Below are 14,077 nucleotides of genomic sequence, written 5' to 3'. Positions count from 1 at the left end.
TCGATATCCTCCGGCAGCCCCTTGCCCGCCGGACCTCGCGGCCTATGCTGCAGCCCCTGCCGCCGGCCCGCATTGGGCCGCGCCCGCTCCCTCAATTCATCCATCCGGCGTCTCGTTCAAGCCGCGCAATGAAGGGTACAGACATGGCCAAAGTCGCTTTCCTCGGTCTCGGCGTGATGGGTTTTCCGATGGCCGGACATCTCGCCAAGAAAGGCGGCCACGAGGTCACCGTCTATAACCGCACCCCGGCCAAGGCGAAGGCCTGGGCCGATCAGTTCGGCGGCAAGACCGCGGCGACGCCGGCAGCGGCAGCGGAAGGTCAGGACTTCGTGATGGCCTGCGTCGGCAACGACAACGATCTGCGCTCGGTCACGCTCGGCCCGGATGGCGCCTTCGCGGCGATGAAATCGGGAGCGCTGTTCGTCGATCACACCACCGCCTCCGCCGAGGTCGCGCGCGAACTCGACGCCGCCGCCACCAAGGCCGGCTTCGGCTTCATCGATGCGCCGGTGTCGGGCGGCCAGGCCGGCGCCGAGAACGGCGTGCTGACGGTGATGTGCGGCGGCGGCGCCGAGGACTACGCCAAGGCCGAGCCGGTGATCGCGTCCTACGCACGGATGTGCAAACTGCTCGGGCCCGCAGGCTCGGGCCAGCTCACCAAGATGGTCAACCAGATCTGCATCGCCGGTCTGGTGCAGGGCCTGTCGGAAGGCATCCACTTCGCCAAGAAGGCCGGCCTCGACGTCAATCAGGTGATCGACACCATCTCCAAGGGCGCGGCGCAGTCCTGGCAGATGGAGAACCGGCACAAGACCATGAACGACGGCAAATACGAATTCGGCTTCGCCGTCGAATGGATGCGCAAGGACCTGTCGATCTGCCTCGCGGAGTCCCGTCGCAACGGCGCCAGCCTGCCGGTCACCGCGCTGGTCGATGCGTTCTACGCCGAAGTCGAGAAACTAGGCGGCCGTCGCTGGGATACGTCGAGCCTGCTGGCGCGGCTGGAACGCTGAGGCGCGGCGCCCACACATCGCCACGATCGCGGTGTTCAGACTTTGGTAACCGCGATCGTTAGCGCCTCGTTAACCGGAATATCTTTCCCTCTAAGGCTACTCTTAAGGATTTCTCGCCAGATATAGGCTGATGTAACTGCGCGCGTTTTTTGCGCTGGAATCGTGTTGGTGATGAGTGAGTCCGCCGAAAAGCCTGAAGTTTTCCAGCTTCCGGCTGAGGACCCGGTGGTCGCTCCGGCTCGCAACCGGCGCGCGGCCGCTCAGCGCGTACGCGAGGCGCGCGACCGGCTGACCTCGACCAGCGGCACCCGCCCCGCCTTCGATCACGAACTGATCCGGCAATACGCGCAGACCCGGCTGTCGGCCTCCTTCGTCATCATGCTGCTGGTGATCGTCACCGGCGCGCTGTTCGGCTTCTGGATCGATCCGATCACTGCGGCGGTCTGGACGGTCGCGATGCTGTGCATCCACGCGGTGGTGATCAGCGGCTGCAAGCGCTTCATGCACGAGCCGGTGTCGCCGCAGACGACGCGGTCGTGGCATCGCCGCTTCGTGATCCTCGACCTGTTCTACGGGCTCGGCTGGACCTCGATCCTGGTGCATCCGCTCGGGCTGACGACCGTCTCCAACACGCTGCTGATGTTCCTGATGCTGCTGGTCGTCGCCGTCTCCAGCATGTTGGCGGCGAGCCTGCCGATCGCGGCGCTCGCGGCGACCGTGCCGGTGACCTGCGCGATCGCCCTGAACTTTGCGCTCGGCGGAACGCTCGACGGCTACGTGCTGGCGGCGCTGACGGTGGCGGCCGAAGCCTGCTTCGCGCTGCTGTCGCATCGCCTGCATTCGACCACGCTGGCGACGCTGGAGGCGCGCGCCGAAAAGGACGCGCTGATCGGCGAACTCGAACAGTCCAAGGCAATCTCCGACGAGGCGCGCCATCGCGCCGAGGCCGCCAACGTGGCGAAGTCGCGTTTCCTCGCGCAGATGAGCCACGAGCTGCGCACGCCGCTCAACGCCATCCTCGGCTTCTCCGAGGTGATGAAGAGCGAGATCTTCGGCGGCCACGCGGTGCCGGTGTACAAGGATTACTCCGGCGACATCCACAATTCCGGCGTCCACCTGCTCAACCTGATCAACGAGATCCTCGATCTGTCGCGGATCGAAGCGGGCCGCTACGAACTCAACGAGGAAGCGATCTCGCTGGTGCACGTGGTGAGCGACTGCCACCATCTGCTCAAGCTGCGCGCCAGCAGCCGCGGCATCACCATCCACGAAGTGTTCGAACAGGACATGCCGCGGCTGTGGGGCGACGAGCGCGCGGTGCGCCAGGTGGTGCTGAACCTGCTGTCGAACTCGATCAAGTTCACCCCGCAGGGCGGCGAGATCTGGCTCAAGGTCGGCTGGACTGCGTCGGGCGGGCAGTATCTCAGCGTCAAGGACACGGGATCGGGCATTCCCGAAGAGGAAATTCCGATCGTGCTGGCCTCGTTCGGCCAGGGCTCCAACTCGATCAAGTCGGCCGAACAGGGCGCCGGCCTCGGCCTGCCGATCGCCAAGAGCCTGGTCGACATGCACGGCGGCACCTTCACGCTGAAGTCGAAGCTGCGCATCGGCACCGAAGTGATCGTCACCTTCCCGCCGGAGCGCGTGATGTCGGCGCTGGCGCCGATGGCCGACGAAGCGCCGCTGCAGCCCATCCTCGTCGAGACCGACGAACGCAAGCGCGCCCGCAGCAAGCCGATCATGAATGCCGGCACCGGATTATAGCGATGGGGCCTTGCGGAAACCGTCCAATGTCCGTCACCATCGGGTATGAGCATCGAAACGCCTTGCATCGCGGTCTGCCTGATCGATCCGCAAACCAGTCTGTGCTTCGGCTGCGGCCGCACCATGCCGGAAATCGCCCGCTGGCACCGACTCGACCGCGACGAGCGGCTCGCCATCATGGCGGTGCTGCCGCAGCGGATGTCCGAAGCCGGGCTCGAGCCGCCGAAACCGCGCGCGGCCCGCGCACGCTGACAGGTGCCCCGTGAGCCGGCTGCTGCTCGTCCTGGTCGTGCTGCTGGGCACTGCGGGCGCGGTGGTGGCCTATGGTGACCCGAAGCGGATCTCCGATGCCGGCGACGCGGTCTCCACGATGCTGCGCAAGCGCGTTGCGGCGGCGACGGCCGCAGCGGCCCACGACCGTGTGGTGCAAATCCCGCGCGGCACCGGCGGTGAGTTCGCGGTGCGCGCCAAGGTGAACGGCGTCAGCGCGCCGATGGTGATCGACACCGGCGCGACCTCGGTGGTGCTCACCTACGAGACCGCCAAGGCGGCCGGGCTGCCGCTGGAGATCCTCGATTTCAACGTCGACCTCGACACCGTCGGCGGCCGCACCCGCGCGGCGCGGCTGTCGCTTGACAGCATCGCGATCGGCAAGCTGGTGGAGCGCTCGGTGCCGGCGCTGGTGGTGCCGCGGGGCCAGATGAAGACCAACCTGCTCGGCATGAGCTTCCTCGACCGGCTGGAGAGCTGGGAGGTGCGCGCCGATCAGCTCCGGCTGCACGGCTATCCGTGACGACGGTCAGGCGGCCTCGGCCGGCGCCCTCTCGGTGACCGCGACCATCGCTTTCAGCAGCACGCCGGCATCGGCATCCGGCCGGACGCCGAACTCCGACAGATAGCGCCGGAACGCCCGCGCGCCGGGCACGCCCTGATACGAGCCGATCAGGTGCCGGGTGATCGCGTGCAGCCGCAGGCCCTGCGCGAGCTGGCGCTCGATGTACGGGATCAGGGCCTCGAGCGCGTCCTTCATGGTTGCATAAGGCTGGGCTTCGCCGAACAGCTCCGGATCGACCTCGAGCAGCCGCCACGGCTCCTGATAGGCGGCGCGGCCGAGCATCACGCCGTCGACATGAGCGAGATGCTGCTTCGCCTCGGCGATGCTCTTGATGCCGCCATTGATGATGATCGGCACGTTCGGCATCGCCTGCTTCAGCCGATAGACACGATCATAGTCGAGCGGCGGGATATCGCGGTTCTCTTTCGGCGACAGGCCGTTCAGCCACGCCTTGCGGGCGTGCACGATCAGCGCATCGGCGCCGGCGGCGACCACCGCGCGGGCGAGCGCGTCGAGCGCCACCTCGGGGTCCTGATCGTCGATGCCGATCCGGCACTTCACCGTCACCGGCACTTTCACCGCGGCCTTCATCGCCGCCACGCCCTCGGCGACGAGCTGCGGCTCGGCCATCAGGCAGGCGCCGAACCGGCCTTCCTTCACGCGATCCGACGGGCAACCGACATTGATGTTGATCTCGTCATAGCCGAAATCCTCGCCGATCCTGGCGCTGGTCGCGAGGTCGCGCGGATCGGAGCCGCCGAGCTGCAGCGCGACCGCGTGCTCCGACGGATCGAAGCCGAGCAGCCGCTGGCGGTCGCCGTGGATCACCGCGCCGGTCGTCACCATCTCGGTGTAGAGCCGCGCCCGCTTCGTCAGCAGCCGATGGAACACGCGGCAATGCGTGTCGCTCCATTCCATCATCGGGGCGGTGCAGAATCTAAATGCCTGGCTGATCACACGTTTTCCGGTCGGTTCGATTTCGTCGCGTCTCGCCCGGCTGTCTTACGCCATCTTGTGGCGTTTTTGTATCTCGGCAGCGGATCAGCGCGGCAGGCCGGCTTCGCTCACGCCGGATGCGCCACCGACTCGGCCGCGCCCTCCCCGGCCTCGGCCGAATGCGTCTTGGCCATCAGAACATAGGCCGCGGGCACGACGTAGAGCGTGAACAGGGTTCCGATCGCCAGCCCGGTGCCGATCACCAGCCCGAGGTTGTAGCGCGCGGACGCGCCGGCGCCCGAGGCGATGATCAGCGGCACCACGCCGAGCACCATGGCGGCCGTGGTCATCAGGATCGGCCGAAGCCGCAGCGTCGCGGCCGCGATGATCGCGTCGCGCTTCGACTTGCCGGCGATCTGCTCCTCGTTGGCCACCTCCAGCATCAGGATGCCGTGCTTGCTGATCAGGCCCATCAACGTGGTGAGGCCGACCTGAGTGTAGATGTTGATGCTGGCGCCGCCGATTCCGAGACTGATGAAGATCAGCGCGCCGGCGAGCGACATCGGCACCGACAGCAGGATCACGATCGGATCGCGGAAACTGTTGAACAGCGCCGCCAGCGACAGGAAGATCACGATCAGCGCGAACGCGAAGGTGGTGACGAAACCGCCGCTCTCCTGGACGAATTGCCGCGACGCGCCGCCGAAATCGATCGTGTAACCGGCCGGCAGCGTCCGCTTGGCGAGATCCCGCAGCGCGGTGATCGCATCGCCGGTGGTCACTCCCGGCGCGACGACGCCCGAAACCGTCGCCGCATTGACCTGCTGGAAGTGATTGAGCGATTCCGGAACGGTCTTCTTCTGGATGCGCGCCACCGTGGACAGCGGCACCATCGTGTTGTCGGAAGCGCGGATGTAATAGTCGAGCACCTGATCGGTGTTCAGCCGCGCCTCCTGCTTGACCTGCGGAATCACCTTGTAGGAGCGGCCATCGAGGCTGAAGTAGTTCACATAGCCGCCGCCGAGCAGGCTCGACAGCGCGGCGCCGACATCGCTCATCTTGAGGCCGAGCAGCGAGGTCTTCTCGCGGTCGATGATCACCGAGGCCCGAGGCTGGTCGATCTTCAGATCGTTGTTGAGAAAGATGAACAGGCCGGTGTTCAGCGCGTCCTGCATGAACTTGTCGGCGACGCCGTTGAGCTTGTCGAAACCGTCGGAGGTGCCGATCACCACCCGCATCGGCAGACCGGTCGAACCCGGCAGCGGCGACTGCTGGAACGCCACGATCTTCTGGCCGGCGATCTCGTTCAGCTCCTGCTGGATCATCGGCTGCAGCGTCTTCGTTGTCGCGCGGCGCTGATCCCAGGGCTTGAGCACCCAGCCGGCGATGCTGGTGCTCTGCGCCTCGACCTGGAACACCGCCTCGGTCTCGGGATGCTTCTTGAACGTCTCGTAGGCCTGCTGGGTGTAGAGCAGCTTCTGCTGCAGCGTCGCATCCGGCGCCGATACGCTCTGCGCCAGGATGATGCCCTGGTCCTCCTCGGGCGCGAGCTCGCTCTGCGAGGACGTGTAGAGCCAGTACACGCTGCTCAGCACCAGAACGGCGAACACCGCGATCACCGGCAGGAAATTGAGCGCGCCGGCGAGCGAGCGCGAATACGCGGCGGTCAACCGCCCCATCACCCGGTCGACCGCGAGCACCATGCGGGATTCCAGATCGCCGCCGGCGTGATCCACCGGCTTCAGCATGTTGGCCGACATCATCGGCGTCAGCGTCAGCGCGACGATCGCCGAAATCGTCACCGCGCCGACCAGCGTGAAGGCGAACTCGGTGAACAGCGCGCCCGTCAGCCCGCCCTGGAAGCCGATCGGCACATAGACCGCGATCAGCACCACGGTCATCGCGATGATCGGATTGGCGAGCTGCCGCGCGGCGGCGAATGCCGCCTGCCGTGCAGTCATGCCCTCTTCCATGTGATGATTGACGCTCTCCACAACGATGATGGCGTCGTCGACGACGAGCCCGATCGCGAGCACCAGCGCCAGCAGCGTCAGCAGGTTGATGCTGAAGCCGAACACCAGCATCATCAGAAAGGTACCGATCAGCGACAGCGGAATCGCGATCACCGGAATCAGCACCGAGCGCCACGAGCCGAGGAACGCGAATACGACCAGCGTCACGATCACCAGCGCTTCAACCAGCGTGTGGATCACCTCGTCGATCGAGCTGTTGACGAATTCGGAGCTGTCGTAGATCACCCCCATCGTCAGCCCGTTGGGCAATTGCTGCTCGATGCCGGGCAGCGCCGCGCGCACGCCCTTGATGACGTCGAGCAGATTGGCGGCCGGCGCAATCTGGATGCCGATATAGACCGACTGCCTGCCGTTGAACATCGTGGCGGATTCGTAGTCGTCGGCGCCGAGCGTGACGTTGGCGACGTCCTGCAGGCGAACGATCGCGCCGTTGGCCTGCTTGACGATCAGCTTCTTGAACTCGTCGACGCTGTGCAGGCTGGTGGAGGCGGTCAGATTGACCTGCACCATCTGGCCTTTGGTGTTGCCGAGACTGGCGATGTAGTCGTTGTTGGTGAGCGCGGTGGCGACTTCGCTGGCCGTCACCCCATAGGCCGCGAGCCGGATCGGATCGAGCCACGCCCGCATCGCGAACGTCTTGCTGCCGAGCAGTTCGGCCGTCTGCACGCCCTCCACCGCCTGCAGCTTCGGCTGCACCACGCGCAGCAGATAGTCGGTGATCTGGTTGCTGTCGATCACGTCGCTGCGGAAGCCGATATACATCGAGTCGATCGTCTGCCCGACCTTCACGGTCAGGACCGGCTGCTGGGTGCCGGACGGCAGCTGATTGAGTACCGAGTTGACCTTGGTGTTGATCTCGGTGAGGGCCTTGCCGGTGTCGTAGTTGAGCCGCAGGTTGATCGAGATGGTGCTGGTGCCGGTGGTGCTGGTGGACGTCATGTAATCGATGCCGTTGGCCTGCGCGACGGCATTTTCCAGCGGCTGTGTGATGAAGCCGGCGACGACGTCCGGATCGGCGCCGGGATAGGACGTGGTGACCGTGACGATGGCGTTCTGCGTGCGCGGGTACTGCAGGATCGGCATCCCGCTCATCGCGCGCAACCCGAGCACGAGGATCATCAGGCTGACGACGATGGCCAGCACCGGCCGGCGGATGAAGATGTCGGTGAAGGACGACATGGCGGCTCCGCTCAGCGATCGACGATGGTGGGATGGGCGTCGTCGGTCGGGACGACGGCGTTGTTGATCTTCACCTGAGAGCCGTTGTGCAGCTTCATCTGCCCGGCGATCACCACCTGATCGCCCGCCTGCACGCCCGAGGTCACTGCGATCTGATCGCCGCGGGTTTCGCCGGTTTTGACGAACACCTGCTTCACGGCCAGGCCGGTGCTCGAGCCATCCTTCTTCTCGACCAGGAAGACCACGTCGCCGTAGGGATTTTCGGTGATGGCGGTCTGCGGCAGCGTCACCAATCCGCTCGGATCACCGATCATGATCTCCACAGTGGCGAACATGCCCGGCACCAGCCGGTGGTCGGCGTTGGCGAACTCGGCGCGCACCTGCACGTTGCGCGACGTACTATCGACCTTGGGGTTGATCGCGGTGATCTTGCCGTCGAACGCGCTGTCCGGATAGGTGTCGACGCGCGCCTTCACCCCTTGCCCGGACCTGACATTCGCAAGCGCCTGCTGTGGCAGATAGAAATCGACAAACACCGGATCGAGCGACTGCAGCGTAACCACCGTCGTGCCGGCGCCGAGATACTGGCCGAGATCCACCGAGCGGATGCCGAGCCGCCCCGAGAACGGCGCCGTCAGGATCTTCTTGTCGACCACCGCCTGCTGCTGCGCGACTTGCGCGACGGCTTTCTTCAGGTTGGCGGCGTCGCTGTCGATCGTGGCCTGGCTGACGGCGTGGATCTTGATCTGCTCCTGATCGCGCTTGAGGACGATGTTGTTGAGATCTGCGGTCGCCTTCAGCGCGTCGAGGTTGGCGATATCGTCGTCGGCCCGCAGCCGCATCAGAATTTGGCCTTCGCGAACGTCGTCGCCCGACGTGAAGTTCAGCTCCGTCACCGTACCGGAGACCTCCAGCGCCAGATCGGCACCCTTCTCGGCGCGGACGCTGCCGACCGCCTTGATGGTGGTCTGCCACCGCGTCACCGCGGCCTGCGTCGTGGCGACGGTCTGGGGCGGGTCGCGCAGCGAGGCCAGCGCCTGCTTGATCATGCTCGCCTTGAAGGTCTGAAAGCCGTACAAGGCGCCGAATACGAGACCGACGACGGCCAGCATGATGATCATGCGTTTCTTCATGCGTATCTCTCCTGTCCGCCGGCGAGCGGGCGCCGAGCGCCCGCGCCTCGTCACGAACGATCCAGTCAGTGGTCCTGAAACAAGCCGGCCTGGGTGCGGGGAAAGGCCTGCGCGGTCTGGTCCATGCGATTCCACCACCCGCCGCCGAGCGCCTGATACAGAGCCGCCGTATCGCTGAAGCGCGCCGCCTGGGCCTTCACCCGGGCGATCACTGCCTGCTGGTAGTTCTGCTGCGCAGTGAGGACGGACGGATAGGTTACGGCGCCGGACAGATACTGCGAACGGGCGATCGTCAGACTATCCTGCGCGGAGCGCTCATAAGCGAGCTGCGCCTTCAGGGTTTTCGCGTCGGCCTGGATCGCGCGCAGCGAGTCGGCGACGTTCTGGAACGCGGTGATCACCGTGCTCTTGTAGCTGGCGAACGCCTGCTCGCGCAGCGCGATCGCCGCCTCCTTGTCGTGGAACAGCGTGCCGCCGTCGAACACGGTCTGCGCAACACTGCCGGCCGCGCTCCAGGCGGCCGAACTCGGCGAGAACAGTTTGTCCGGGGTGAGGCTCGAACCACCATAGCTGCCGGTGAGCTTCACCTGCGGCAGCATGTTGGCGATATCGACGCCGACGGTGGCGGTGGCCTTGTGCAAGCTCGCCTCGGCGGACGCGATGTCGGGACGCTGGCGCACCAGCGCGGATGGCACGCTCACCGGCAGATTGCGCGGCAGCGCCAGGCTGGCGAGGTTGACGTGCTCGCCACGATCCTGGCTCGGCAGCCGGCCGAGATAGGCCATCAGCTGATTGCGCTGTTGCGCGAGCTGCTTTTCCAAAGGCGGCAGGGTCGACTGCGTCTGCGCCAGCGTCGACTGCTGCGACAGCACGTCCGAGCGCGCCACCGCGCCGAGATCGAACTGGCGCTGGACCAGGGTGAGCTGCTCCTGCTCGGACTTGATGATGTCGTTGGTGGCGTCGATCTGGGCGCGGAGCGAGGCGTCGTTGATCGCCGCCGTCACGACGTTGGCGGTGAGGCTGAGATAGCTCGCTTCGAGCTGGAAGCGCTGATAGTCCGCCTGCGCCTGCAGGGCCTCGACCTGGCGACGCGTGCCGCCCCAGACGTCCAGGGTGTAGCTGACGCTGACATTGGCGTTGTAGAGATTGAACAGGCTGCCCGAGCCGGTCTGACCGAGGCTCGCGGGGGACACCAGCTCCCGGGTGGCGCTGCTGCTGGCCGAGACCTGCGGAAACAGCGCCCCTTGTTCGGCCAGCACGTTCTCACGAGCTGCGCGCAGCGCCGCCTGCGCCCCCGCAATGTCGGGATGGTTCTGGATCGCCTCGGCGACGAAGTCGTTGATCTGGCGATTTCGGAAGATCGACCACCAGTCACCGGGCAGATCGCGGCCCATGCGGAAGGCCTGCGCATCGCCGGCATGCGTCTCCGCCGAACTGGTTGGCGGCAGGCTGGTTTCCCTGACATACCCGGAGACGGCGGGGGCATCCAGCGGGACGAAGTCCGGCCCCACCATGCAGCCGGCGAGCAGCAGCAAGGAGGCCTGGCTCGCGGCCCTCCCCGCCCAACACCTGATCGCGCTACCCTTGTGCTTCTTTAGAATCATGGCGGCCGAAACAATTAGAAACTAAACCGTACAGTTCAGTTTATCGTTAGGCTGCGCTTCTAGGAGAGTCAATATGAACCGAACCGTTCAGTTCAATTCCGTTTTACCGCGCCGATGAGCGTGGTTGTGTCCTATGGCGAGGGCCGAATTCGCCAGCTGCGGCCGAAGGCCCAGCAGATCCTGGATGCCGCGCGGGTGATCTTTCTCGAAGCCGGATTCGATACCGCCTCGATGGATGCGATCGCCCGCCAGGCGGGCGTCTCCAAGGCGACGCTCTACGCGCATTTCGAGAACAAGGAGGACTTGTTCGAAGCCCTGATCCGGTTCGAATGCCAGACGATCGGCGCCACCTTCTATCGACCGGACCCGGGCGCAGAAGCCTGGGCGGACGAGTTGGAGAAGCTGGCGGCCAATCTGCGGAAGCTGTTCAGCGGGAACGACGTGCCGGCCGTGTACAGGATCATCGTGCCGGTCGCGGCCCGCTTTCCGCGCCTTGCGCAGATCTTCTTCGAGGAAGGTCCGGGAGCCGCGATCCGCGACACTGCGGCCTACCTGCAGAGCCTTTGCGAGACCGGCCGATTGCAGATCCCGGATCCGGAGATCGCCGCCGAGCAGTTCATTTTCCTGGTCACCGGCGACCTCGAGTTACGCGGCGCTCTTTCGCTGCCGCGTAGGTCGGCGGAGAGCAGCGAGGAAATGGCTCGCAGCAGCATCGCCATGTTCATCCGGTACTATTCGGCGCCCGGCTCTTCGACGCCTTGAAGGCCGCCCCGCCGCGTCTCGATGCACATGCATTCCGTTCGCGTACACGCGATCAGCCGCCTCCGCGTGGATTGAGCATAGCAGGCGCGATTTGTTGACAGCGCGATCCGCCCGCGACGATAGTTCGCTCGTCGCAGCGCGAGCCTGCGCCTCGCCGCTGCCAAGCTCCTCGCGGCTCTCCACATCGTGCCTTCGCGAGCGGCAAGAACAGGTTGTTCGATGAAATTCACCACCCGCCTGGTCCTTCTCGTCACCGTTCTGACCGTCAGTGCGACACTGGTCACCGCGGCGCTGCTCACATGGACCACGCGGCGCGCCATCATCACCGAAGCGGAAGCGTCGGGCGAGAAGGTCGCGCGGCTGCTGGCTCGCAGCGCCAGCCTCGCCAGCTCGATTCCAACCGAGGTGGAATCGATCCTCGCTCAGGAAATGGTGGCGCAGGCCACGATCCTCGGACATTTCGTCGAGGCGGCGGAGCGCGCCAGCATGCCGACCGACGAGATCAATCGCCGGCTGAAGAGCATCACCGACGGCACCACGCTCGACGAGATCTGGATCACCGACGACAAGGGACACGCTTATCTGCACAGCATGCCGGACGTCGACTTCACGTTCAGCAACTCGCCGCAGATGCAGCCGCAAGCCTATGCGTTTCACGACCTGCTGACCGGCAAACAGCAGATCGTCAATCAGGAAGCGCGCAAGCGCGACATCGACAACGAGCACTTCAAGTACGTCGGCGTCGGCGGCATCGACAAGCCGCGGATCATCCAGGTCGGGCGCAGCGCCAAATTCCTCGAACAGCTCACCATGAAGGTCGGCCTGCCGCGCACCGTGGAAAACCTGCTGGCCGACGGCGACATCAATGCAGTGTGGGTGTTCGATCGCAAGCTCGATGCGCTGGTCGGCCCCGGCATCTACGGCGCGGACCTTCGCGACGGCCCGAACCAGAAGGAGCTCGGCCCGGTCCGGCTGGTGATTGCCGACGGCCAGACCCGGCACGTCGAGAGCCGCGACAATCTCAGCGTGATCGCGCCGGTGCGCAACGACCAGAAGGAGATCGTCGGCGCCGCGCTGGTGCGGCTGCCAATGAACCGGGTATGGGCGACGGTGCAGAGCCAGGCCGAGATCGCCGCCGTCACCGCCTCGGCGATCGCCGTGCTCGGCATCCTGTTGTCGATCGGCGTCGCCCGCTATCAGTCGGCGCCGCTGCGCGAAATCACCCGTGCCGCCACCGCGCTGGAGGCGCACCGGTTCGATCCGAAGCTGCTCGCACATGTGTCGCAACGCCGCGACGAACTCGGCCAGCTGGCGCGGGTGTTCACCGGCATGGCCGGCCAGGTCGCCGCTCGTGAAGAATATCTCGACTCGATGGTGAAGCAGCGCACCGAAGAACTGGAGACTCGCAACCGCAGCCTCGAAGGACTGTCGGCGGCACTGTCGAAATATCTGTCGCCGCAGGTCTACTCCTCGATTTTCAGCGGCGATCAGGTCGCCGAGATCGCCTCGAAGCGCAAGAAGCTGACAATCTTTCTGTCGGACATCGCCAACTTCACGGCCACCACCGACAAGCTCGAATCCGAGGACCTCACCGCGATGCTCAACCGCTATCTCGCCGAGATGGCGCAGATCGCGCTCAAGCACGGCGCCACGATCGACAAATACGTCGGCGACGCCGTGCTCGCCTTCTTCGGCGATCCGGAAAGCCGCGGCGTCAAGGAGGACGCGATCGCCTGCGTGATGATGGCGATCGAGATGCAGCAGAAACTCGCGCAGCTGGAAATGGAGTGGATGGATTCCGGCGCAGAGCGTCCGTTCCAGGTCCGCATCGGCATCAACACCGGGTTCTGCACCGTCGGCAATTTCGGCAGCCCGGACCGCATGGACTACACCATCATCGGCAGCGCGGTGAACCTGACGTCCCGCCTCGAACAGAACTGCGAGCCGGGCTCGATCCTGATCTCGCACGTCACCTGGTCGCTGGTGAACGAGGTGATCGATGCCGAGGAGCGGCCGGCGCTGACCGTGAAGGGATTCGGCGAGCCGGTGCGCGCCTATGCGGTGCGCGGGCTGAAAGCCGCCGCGCCTGCCGAAGTGATCCGCAAGGAGCTGCCCGGAATGCGGCTGTTCATCGATACGGCGGCGGCCGATCGCGGCGAGGTTCGCGAAGCTCTCGCCAAAGTGGTCGAGGAGCTCGACAGCGCGTGAAGCCGTGGCCGCGATGCGCCGCATTGCAGGCATGACTTCCCAACGCCGTGAAACTCCCTATCTAGGGCCTCAAACCTTCGAGGCCCTTTCCGCATGAAGAAGATCGGCTTTCTCTCGTTCGGCCATTGGTCGCCGTCGCCGCAATCCGGCACGCGCTCGGCCGCCGACGCCCTGTTGCAATCGATCGAGCTGGCGCAGGCCGCCGAACAGCTCGGCGCCGACGGCGCCTATGTCCGCGTGCATCATTTCGCGCGGCAACTCGCATCGCCGTTTCCGCTGCTCGCCGCGATCGGCGCCAAGACCAGCCGCATCGAGATCGGCACCGCGGTGATCGACATGCGCTACGAGAACCCGCTGTACATGGCGGAGGATGCCGGCGCGGCCGATCTGATCGCCGGCGGACGTCTGCAGCTCGGCATCAGCCGCGGCTCGCCCGAGCAGGTGATCGATGGCTGGCGCTACTTCGGCTATCAGCCGGCCGAGGGACAGAGCGACGCCGACATGGGCCGGCGCCACACCGAAGTGCTGCTCGACGTGCTGCGCGGCGAAGGCTTTGCCAAGCCGAATCCGCGGCCGATGTTTCCCAATCCGCCGGGCCTGTTGCGGCTCC

The 14,077-nt window shown here is 65.6% G+C and carries 11 protein-coding genes; 7 read left to right on the top strand and 4 right to left on the bottom strand.

Annotation, left to right across the window (positions count from 1 at the left end; genetic code table 11):
* The first annotated feature begins 143 nt into the window (after positions 1-143).
* The 4 genes from IP86_RS15540 to IP86_RS15525 all read left to right on the top strand — a co-directional run bounded on the left by IP86_RS15540 (position 144) and on the right by IP86_RS15525 (position 3,570).
* Positions 144-1,013, top strand: coding sequence for an NAD(P)-dependent oxidoreductase (locus IP86_RS15540; protein WP_054163440.1), 870 nt, complete (start codon positions 144-146; stop codon positions 1,011-1,013).
* A 171-nt stretch (positions 1,014-1,184) separates the two neighbouring features.
* Positions 1,185-2,777: a sensor histidine kinase gene (locus IP86_RS15535; RefSeq protein WP_054163439.1), complete on the top strand. Its 1,593-nt coding sequence runs from the start codon at positions 1,185-1,187 to the stop codon at positions 2,775-2,777.
* Between the two features lie 45 nt (positions 2,778-2,822).
* The gene (locus IP86_RS15530; RefSeq protein WP_054163438.1) at positions 2,823-3,029 is read left to right on the top strand and encodes a DUF1289 domain-containing protein; all 207 of its coding nucleotides are present in this window, start codon (positions 2,823-2,825) and stop codon (positions 3,027-3,029) included.
* A 10-nt stretch (positions 3,030-3,039) separates the two neighbouring features.
* Positions 3,040-3,570, top strand: a complete 531-nt coding sequence (locus IP86_RS15525) for a TIGR02281 family clan AA aspartic protease (RefSeq protein ID WP_054163437.1) — start codon at positions 3,040-3,042, stop codon at positions 3,568-3,570.
* A gap of 6 nt (positions 3,571-3,576) precedes the next feature.
* Here IP86_RS15525 and dusA read toward each other — a convergent pair whose 3' ends face one another.
* The 4 genes from dusA to IP86_RS15505 form a co-directional block, all read right to left on the bottom strand.
* A complete protein-coding gene (gene dusA / locus IP86_RS15520) occupies positions 3,577-4,569 on the bottom strand; it encodes a tRNA dihydrouridine(20/20a) synthase DusA (RefSeq protein WP_082364039.1) in 993 nt (330 codons plus the stop codon).
* A 107-nt stretch (positions 4,570-4,676) separates the two neighbouring features.
* Positions 4,677-7,760, bottom strand: coding sequence for an efflux RND transporter permease subunit (locus IP86_RS15515; protein ID WP_054163435.1), 3,084 nt, complete (start codon positions 7,758-7,760; stop codon positions 4,677-4,679).
* A gap of 11 nt (positions 7,761-7,771) precedes the next feature.
* Entirely contained in the window at positions 7,772-8,893 is a 1,122-nt protein-coding gene (locus tag IP86_RS15510) for an efflux RND transporter periplasmic adaptor subunit (protein ID WP_054163434.1), read from the bottom strand.
* Positions 8,894-8,958: 65 nt separating this feature from the next.
* Positions 8,959-10,497 carry an efflux transporter outer membrane subunit gene (locus IP86_RS15505; RefSeq protein ID WP_082364037.1) on the bottom strand — a complete coding sequence of 513 codons (1,539 nt, stop codon included), beginning with the start codon at positions 10,495-10,497 and terminating at the stop codon, positions 8,959-8,961.
* A 114-nt stretch (positions 10,498-10,611) separates the two neighbouring features.
* On the opposite strand from IP86_RS15505, the gene IP86_RS15500 reads away from it, so the two are divergent.
* The 3 genes from IP86_RS15500 to IP86_RS15490 all read left to right on the top strand — a co-directional run.
* Complete coding sequence (locus IP86_RS15500; protein WP_054163433.1) at positions 10,612-11,259, top strand: TetR/AcrR family transcriptional regulator; 648 nt, start codon at positions 10,612-10,614, stop codon at positions 11,257-11,259.
* Between the two features lie 219 nt (positions 11,260-11,478).
* Positions 11,479-13,467: an adenylate/guanylate cyclase domain-containing protein gene (locus IP86_RS15495; protein WP_054163432.1), complete on the top strand. Its 1,989-nt coding sequence runs from the start codon at positions 11,479-11,481 to the stop codon at positions 13,465-13,467.
* Between the two features lie 93 nt (positions 13,468-13,560).
* Positions 13,561-14,077, top strand: a 517-nt coding sequence (locus IP86_RS15490) for an LLM class flavin-dependent oxidoreductase (RefSeq protein ID WP_156332523.1), incomplete at its 3' end; no start/stop codon positions are given.

It is taken from the genome of Rhodopseudomonas sp. AAP120, from assembly GCF_001295845.1.
Classification (GTDB): Bacteria; Pseudomonadota; Alphaproteobacteria; order Rhizobiales; family Xanthobacteraceae; genus Rhodopseudomonas.
This window is presented reverse-complemented; position numbering and strand designations above follow the sequence as displayed.

Bases quoted from the DNA above. Each gene is read 5' to 3' on its own strand.
- IP86_RS15540 (WP_054163440.1), top strand. From the start codon at position 144: ATGGCCAAAGTCGCTTTCCTCGGTCTCGGCGTGATGGGTTTTCCGATG.
- IP86_RS15495 (WP_054163432.1), top strand. From the start codon at position 11,479: ATGAAATTCACCACCCGCCTGGTCCTTCTCGTCACCGTTCTGACCGTC.
- IP86_RS15515 (WP_054163435.1), bottom strand. From the start codon at position 7,760: ATGTCGTCCTTCACCGACATCTTCATCCGCCGGCCGGTGCTGGCCATC.
- IP86_RS15535 (WP_054163439.1), top strand. From the start codon at position 1,185: ATGAGTGAGTCCGCCGAAAAGCCTGAAGTTTTCCAGCTTCCGGCTGAG.
- IP86_RS15530 (WP_054163438.1), top strand. From the start codon at position 2,823: ATGAGCATCGAAACGCCTTGCATCGCGGTCTGCCTGATCGATCCGCAA.
- IP86_RS15510 (WP_054163434.1), bottom strand. From the start codon at position 8,893: ATGAAGAAACGCATGATCATCATGCTGGCCGTCGTCGGTCTCGTATTC.
- IP86_RS15505 (WP_082364037.1), bottom strand. From the start codon at position 10,497: ATGATTCTAAAGAAGCACAAGGGTAGCGCGATCAGGTGTTGGGCGGGG.
- IP86_RS15500 (WP_054163433.1), top strand. From the start codon at position 10,612: ATGAGCGTGGTTGTGTCCTATGGCGAGGGCCGAATTCGCCAGCTGCGG.